A 7,276-nucleotide genomic window follows, 5' to 3' on the forward strand; every position below is an offset into this window, starting at 1 on the left:
GCGTTGGCTAGCCTCGTCCGCTCACTCGCCGGGAACGAGCCGTCCGAGCGGTGGCTGCGCCAGTCGCCGCAGCTTGCGGCGCGACAGGTAGAGCAGCACGCCGGTGACCGCGAACAACGGCATCAGCATCGCAGCGATCATGAAGGCGAGCTTGCCTGGCCAGCCCAGGATCTCGCCGCGATGGATGTCGTAGATGGCTGCGATGATCTTCTCGCCGAAGGTCTTGTCGGCATAGCGCTCTGCCGAGATCAGCCGCCCGGTGACGGCATCGATGCGGAATTCGTCGCGCGTGGTCTCCAGCAACGAATTCTTGCCCCACGACCGGATCCGGATCGCCGTGCCCGCGCCGCCCGGCAGCGTCAGCAAGGCCCTGGAGAACCGATCGCCCTCCTCGCGCTGGAACGTGGTCCAGGCCTGATCGAACCCGATCGGCGAGGCGGGCTCGCCGCGTCCGGCCGCACGCGGCGACTTTGCGGGCATCTTCGCCGCGGCAACGTGGGGGCGCGCCAGCAGCCATGTGACGCCGTCCTTGTACCATTCGAACGAGAAGAACAGCCCGGTGAGCGTCATCGTCAGATAGACCGGCAGCACCCAGGTGCCGATCACAGTGTGCAGCGACCGGTGCAGTCCACGGCCGCTGAGCCCGAGATTCGGCTTCAGCCACATCTTCACGCTGCCCGCACGGCGCGGCCAGCGCAGCACGAGGCCCGAGACCAGCATGACGATCAGACCGAGCGCGATTGTACCGGTGATCGGACGCCCCCAGCCCTTGCCGTCGCCGGGAATGAGCAGCCAGCGATGCAACCGGCGTACGGTCGCGAAAAACGCCTCGCCACGCGGCGCGCCCAGCACGCGCGCGTTATAGGGATCGACATAGAGCGAGGTGGGCCGGCCGCCCTGCTCGTCACGCGCAAAGCGGACATGAACCGCCGCGGACGGATCGCTCGACAGCGTGACCGCGGCGACCTTGCCGAGGTCCTGAGCTGCCTTCAACCGCGCCACCAACTCGTCCGGCATCAGCGCCGGCGCCTGACGCGGCGCGACCTGCACGATGCCGGCGTTGAGGTGATCGACGATCTCGTCCTCGAAACTCATGATCGCGCCGGTCAGCGCGATCAGGGACACCAGCACGGCCAGGATCAGGCCCGCGACGGAATGGACCTGGAACAGGACCGCCTTGATCGAGTGTCCGAGCCGCGTGGCCATGGCTAGAACTTCACCGTCGCCGACAGCGAGACGCGCCGCGCATCACCGATCGCGACGTTGAGGGCGTTGCCGGTGGTGGAGGTGTAGTAGACCTTGTCGAACAGGTTCTTGACGTTGAACTGATAGGTCACGGGCAGATTGTCGACCTTCGTGTCGTAGGTCGCGAAGATGTCTGCGACGGTATAGGACGGCATGAAGAACGTGTTGGCGTTGTCGCCCGGCCGGTCACCGACATAGCGCGCGCCGCCGCCGAGCCGCAGACGTCCGGCGAGTGCGTCGCCGAAATCGTAGACGAGATAGAGTGAGGCCGTGTTCATCGCGGCGTTCAGCAGCTTTGCGTTGCCGACGACGGGATCATTGATCAGGCGCGCATCGGTATAGCCGTAACTTCCGATCATGCTCCACTGATCGCTCAGCCTGCCGGTCACGTCCAATTCGACGCCCCGCGATCGGGCGGCGCCGGAGGTGCGCGCCGCCGACTTTCCGTTGCCGATGTCGTCGAGCACCAGCACGTTCTTCTTCTCGATGTCGTAAACCGCCAGGGTGCCTGACAGCCGCTTGTTGACATCGAACTTCAGTCCGGTCTCCCACTGCGTTCCCTCCTCGGGCGCAATGGTGGAGTCGACGACGAAGCCGGTGGTGAAAGCCGCGATGGTCGAGGTCGGCTTCAGCGACTGCGTGTAGCTTATGTAATACGAGAGCTGATCGTTCAGCTTGAAGATGACGCCGCCGAGCGGCAGCACCTTATCTCCCGCGAGGTCGGTGTTGGTTATGAATTTGGGCCGGCCCTTTCCGGCGAGCTGCTCGTATTCCATCCAGCGCACGCCGCCGACCACCGACAGCCAGTTTGTCAGATGGAACGTGTCCTGGGCAAAGAAGCCGCGGGTGCCGAGCTTGTCGGTCTGCTCGCTGTCGGTTGCCGAAACCGTCGTGCCCGGTGTGACCAGTCCGTAGACCGGGTTGTAGAAATTGAAGCTCGGCGTCGCCTGGCGGATCAAATCACGGCGATCGATGGTGCGGTAGAGTGCCTCTCCGCCGAACAGGAGCTCGTTGCGGAAGCCGCCCACCCAGACGTCGCCCTGCAAATAGGAGGTACCATAGCTGGCGTTGCTCAGCGAATTCTGGGTGCCGTCGTTGCTGCGGGTCTCGACGCCGGTCGTGGCGTTGACGCCGGTGATGCGAAGCTGATTGGCACTGTAGGTCTCGGTGTTGTAGCTGTAAGCCGCGGTGACCTTCCAATTGTCGTCGAGCTTCTGCTCGACAGAGCCCTGCACCAGGTCGGAGGTGCCCCACATATTGTTGAAGGGCTCGTCGAGCCGGCGCGTCGCCGGGATCGCCAGCGGCGCCCCCTTGACGAAGGCGGTCCCGCGGTCGAACGGGTAGATGAACTCACGGTGCTCATAGGTGAGCTGCACCGTCGTGGTCTCGCCGTACCAGGCCAGCGACGGGTTCACCAGCATTTCCCGGTGGCGGCCGAAATTGCGCCAATAGTCCTCGCTGACGCCATAGCCGATGAAGCGATAGGCCAGACCGCCGTCGCCGATCGGGCCGGTGATGTCGAGCGTGCCGTCGGCGCCGCTACGATTGTTCGCGTAGGTCGAGCCAAGCAGCGTGACCGAGCCGTGCTGATAGAGCTCGGGGCGCTTGCTGATCGTATTGACGATGCCGCCGGGATCCATGATGCCGTAGAGCAGCGACGCCGGTCCCTTGAGCACCTCGACGCTCTCGACCGCGGCGTTCAGGCTGCGCCCTTGCACCAGCGGCATGCCGTTGCGCATGATCGAGCCGTCGCGATTGTCGCCGAAGCCGCGGCGGATCACCGCGTCCTGGGTGCCGGCGAGCGTGTTGGTCTGGGTGATGCCGGAGATATTGACGAGTGCATCGTCGATGTTGCGCGGCAGCTGATCCTTCAACACCTGCTCGGGCACGACGTTGACCGCCTGCGAGGTGTCGAGCGGCGAGGCGCCGCTGCGCAGCGTGGTCGCGCTCGGCATCGCGCGATAGCCGAGCTTGGCAGCCTGCTGGGCGGCGGCGTCTGCGGCGGCACGCTCCGACAGCGTCGGCGGTGTCGGGGCAGGATTGCGGGCGGATTGGCGGCGAGCCGCGGCCTGCGTCCGGCGTGACGATTGCTCCGATACGCGTGCCGGCCTCGCCCGCTGCGCCGGGGCCTCCACCGTCACCGGCGGCAGAGCCGACTGCGCCTGCGCGCTCGTCATGGGGGATGAAAATTCGGTGAGCAGCACGACTACACCGACGAGAAGACCTGCACGGCTCCTGCCGGCACGATGACGATGGCTGCCGATACGCAGGCCATCCACGGAGGCACGCACTTTCAATCCACTTCACGTCAGGAACATTGAAGTGTGCGCGTGTAACAGCCGACGGGATCGAGGAGAACCGCAACGGAGCTTGAATCGCTCTAGTGTTGAATCGTTCTAAGAACGGACCGGCATTGAGCGGCAATCTCTAATTGGCGGGACGCCGGCCGCGACACGCAGCGCGCGAATTGCGGCCGCGTATCGCGATGCTGTGCGGTCTCACGCGATGGCGGGAGCCATCAACTCGTCGAGCTTCCGCTTGAACGCGGAGCCGTCCGACAATGCGCGGAGCGGCGGGCGCACGCGCAACCACGCGGGGTCGCCGGTCTGCGCCGCCATGATGGCCTTCAGCGTCGCGAGGAACGACGGCGTCTTCAGCACGATTTCGGCCGCAGCCTGCATGCGCAGTTCGACATCCTTGCCATCGATCATCGCCTTGACCAGCTCCGGCGCGATGTTGGCCATGCCGCAGATGGTGCCGGCGCCACCGGCGGCGATCGCGCGGGCGATATCGGTTTCGTTCCCGACGGTGATGGCGAGTTCGGGCGCCGCGGCACGGAACGCCTGGAATTGCTTGAAGTCGCCGCTGGAATCCTTCAGACCCGCGACCACCCTGCCGTAACGCTTGCGCAGGTTCGCAGCAACGCCGGTCGGGATCGCAACGCCCGAGATCTGCGGGATGTGATAGAGATAGGCGCGCAGCCGATCGTCGGCGACGCCGTCGATGATCGCGGCAAAGGCATCCTCGATGCCTTCAGGCGTGGCGCTGCGATCGAAGTAAGGCGGCAGCACCAGCACGTGACGCAGGCCGAGGCCGAGCACGGCACGTGAGAGTGCGACGCTGTCGGTGATGGCGGGGAAGCCGCCGCCGACGCCGATGCGTTCCGGCGCAATGCCGGCCTTGAGCACGGCTTCGACGGTCGCAACGCGCTCGGTGACGTTGAACGAGGTGCCCTCGCCGGTGGTGCCGAACAGCACGACGCCGTCAACGCCCTTGCCGAAAAGCTGCTTGGCGTGAGCCGCGAGCTTGGCCGAATCCACGCTGCCGTCGGCCGCCAGCGGCGTCGCCGACGCCACCCAGAACCCGCGAATTGCCTCGGTCATCACACTGCCCTTTGCTCCGACCCGGAAACTAAGCCTCTGATCTCAAACGACCTTGGGAGGCCTTACCGAGTCCTGTTTTTGCTTTACTTTCGACCTTGTACCTTACATACAAGAGCGACGCAAACCCTTTCCGACGTCACGGCGCGCAAACGGCGCAGCCAGATCTTGAGGAGGTCTCGCATGAACATGGTGACCCCCGTCGGGCGGCCCGACCAATTGCTCGGCGCGCTGCGCGACAGGCTCGGTGCGGCCGCGGTGTTGATCGGCACCGACGTGCCGGCGCGCAATTGCAACGACTGGAGCGCGAGCCTGCCGCAGATGCCGCTCGCGGTGATCCGTCCCGCCGATGCGCAAGGCGTGGCCGATGCCGTTGCGACCTGCCGGCAGGCCCATCTGCCGTTCGTGCCACAGGGCGGACTGACCGGCCTGTGCCGCGGCGCCTCGCCCGAGGCCGGCTGGGTCGCGATCTCGCTGGAGCGCATGATCGGCATCGAGGAGATCGACCCCGCGTCGATGACGATGACGGTGAGAGCAGGCACGCCGCTGGAGGCGATCCAGAAGGCCGCGGACGAGGCCGGCTTCTTCTTTCCGCTCGATCTCGGCTCGCGCGGCTCCTGCGCGATCGGCGGCAATCTCTCGACCAATGCCGGCGGCAACCGCGTGATCCGCTACGGCATGACGCGCGAGCTGGTGCTCGGCCTGGAAGTCGTGCTGCCCGACGGCACCATCATCACCGGCCTCAACAAGCTGATGAAGAACAATGCGGGCTACGATCTGAAACATCTCTTCATCGGCTCGGAAGGCACGCTCGGCATCATCACCCGCGTGGTGCTGAAGCTGTTCCCAAAGCCGCGCTCGACCATGGCCGCGCTCTGCGCGCTGACGGACTATGCCGCGGTGATCGCGCTGCTCGGCGCGGCGCGCAGCGGCCTCGGCCCGTTGCTGTCGGCGTTCGAGGTGATGTGGCCGGACTATTGGGACGTGATCACGGCTCGCGCCGGCGTGAAGCCGCCGGTCGCCGCAGGCCACGGTCTCTACGTGCTGGTCGAGGCACAGGGCACCGACGAGAGCGTGGACGCGCCGCGCTTCCAGGCCTGGCTCGAAGAGCTGATGGAGCGCGGGCTGCTGGCGGATGCCGCCGTGGCGCAATCGCTGGCGCAGACGCAGGCCTTCTGGCGCGTGCGCGACATCTGCGCCGAGTTCGGCCAGGTGCTGGGCCCGCACATCTCCTATGACATCGGCCTTGCGGTGGCCCGGATGGACGAGTTCGTCACGCGCTGCAAGGCGGCGCTCGCAGCCGGCATCGAGGGATGCGAGAGCGTCTATTACGGCCATATCGGCGACGGCAATCTGCACCTCGTGTCCTGGGTCACCGGCCTTCCCGTCGAGCAGCAGCCGAAGGAAGAGATGGACACGATCATCTACGGGCTCGTCCGCGAGCTCGGCGGCAGCGTCTCCGCCGAGCACGGCATCGGCACCCTGAAGAAGAAATGGCTGGGCCACGCCCGGAGCGAGCCCGAGATCGCGCTGATGCGGACGCTGAAGGCCGCGCTCGATCCCGACCATCTGCTCAATCCCGGCAAGGTCGTCTGAGAGCTGAAGATGCGATCGCTCAAGCTCGATACGCCGAAATCGCTGTCGCAGCGGGTGATGCAGCGGCTGCGGCAGGCCATCATCGACGGCGAGTTCGCGCTTGGAGCCGCCATCTCCGAGGAGATGGTGGCGAATTCATTCGGCGTCAGCCGTACGCCGGTGCGCGAGGCGATGGGCCAGCTGCAGGCGCAGGGCCTCGTCGTGATCCGCCCGCAAGTCGGCAGCTTTGTCTTCACGCCGAGCGCGGAGGACATCCATGCGCTCTGCACCTTCCGCATCGCGCTCGAGCCGAAAGCCGCAGAGCTCGCTTATCGCCACGACCGCGATGGCGCTATCGCGTCGATGAGCGAGGCGATCGCCGCGATGGAGCCGGCAGTGGCGGCAAAGGACAACATCGCCTATGGCCGCGCCGATGCCGCCTTTCATGAGGCGCTGTTCGCCCATTGCGGCAACCGCTACCTCGCCGAATCCTACCAGCTGGTCTCCGGCCGCGTCGCCGCGCTCCGCACCAATCTGACCTCGCCGATCGACGTGCGGACCCGCACGTCATTCGACGAGCACCGCAAGCTGCTCGATTTGTTCGCGCGCGGCGAGTTCGATGCGTTTGAAGCGTTGATGACGACGCACATCACCAATTCGGGCCTGGTCTATGCCAGGGCTCTGAAGGTGGAGACGGCCAAAGCGGATTGAGCGCGGCTATTTCGCGTCCCTCGGTCCCGGCCTGTCCAGGAAATCCAGCGCCGTGTTGATCTGTTCGAGCTGGTGCTCGATCCTGTCGCGGTCCTCGACCGATGGCGCCTTTTCGAGCTGCTCCACGAGCTTCTGCTTTCGCAGCAGCAGGTTCTCTATGACTGTACTCACAGCTCCCCCATCGGCGGATGGCGAACATCGCGAGCCGGGCTCGCCGCAACTCCTCCATCAGAATGTTCGCGAGGACGGATGGTTCCTGCGGGTGCGCATGCGGATGGAACTAGCAGTCTGCTGAAAAACCGGCAAATTCGTTGCTGATTGGCGTTTGGGTTGGACCTTGGTCGGAAGTTTGATGTCGGAGCGGC

Annotated in this window: 6 protein-coding genes; 2 read left to right on the forward strand and 4 right to left on the reverse strand. The window is 65.7% G+C overall.

The annotated features are described in order from the left end of the window. Window positions 1-21: 21 nt before the first annotated feature. The 3 genes from UNPF46_RS09595 to UNPF46_RS09605 all read right to left on the reverse strand — a co-directional run bounded on the left by UNPF46_RS09595 (window position 22) and on the right by UNPF46_RS09605 (window position 4,628). Window positions 22-1,206, reverse strand: a complete 1,185-nt coding sequence (locus UNPF46_RS09595; protein WP_142249844.1) for a PepSY-associated TM helix domain-containing protein — start codon at window positions 1,204-1,206, stop codon at window positions 22-24. 2 nt (window positions 1,207-1,208) lie between these two features. Next, window positions 1,209-3,536 carry a TonB-dependent siderophore receptor gene (locus UNPF46_RS09600; RefSeq protein ID WP_142249845.1) on the reverse strand — a complete coding sequence of 776 codons (2,328 nt, stop codon included), beginning with the start codon at window positions 3,534-3,536 and terminating at the stop codon, window positions 1,209-1,211. A gap of 207 nt (window positions 3,537-3,743) precedes the next feature. Continuing rightward, entirely contained in the window at window positions 3,744-4,628 is an 885-nt protein-coding gene (locus UNPF46_RS09605; RefSeq protein WP_181769869.1) for a dihydrodipicolinate synthase family protein, read from the reverse strand. Between the two features lie 180 nt (window positions 4,629-4,808). On the opposite strand from UNPF46_RS09605, the gene UNPF46_RS09610 reads away from it, so the two are divergent. Next, on the forward strand, window positions 4,809-6,221 hold the full coding sequence (locus UNPF46_RS09610) for an FAD-binding oxidoreductase (protein WP_142249847.1): 1,413 nt from the start codon (window positions 4,809-4,811) through the stop codon (window positions 6,219-6,221). Between the two features lie 9 nt (window positions 6,222-6,230). After that, entirely contained in the window at window positions 6,231-6,911 is a 681-nt protein-coding gene (locus UNPF46_RS09615; protein ID WP_142249848.1) for a GntR family transcriptional regulator, read from the forward strand. A gap of 6 nt (window positions 6,912-6,917) precedes the next feature. Here the strand turns inward: UNPF46_RS09615 and UNPF46_RS37375 are convergent, their stop codons facing one another. Further along, on the reverse strand, window positions 6,918-7,082 hold the full coding sequence (locus UNPF46_RS37375) for a hypothetical protein (RefSeq protein ID WP_174718714.1): 165 nt from the start codon (window positions 7,080-7,082) through the stop codon (window positions 6,918-6,920). Window positions 7,083-7,276 lie beyond the last annotated feature (194 nt).

It is taken from the genome of Bradyrhizobium sp. UNPF46 (genome assembly GCF_006658625.1).
Classification (GTDB): domain Bacteria; phylum Pseudomonadota; class Alphaproteobacteria; order Rhizobiales; family Xanthobacteraceae; genus Bradyrhizobium; species Bradyrhizobium nitroreducens.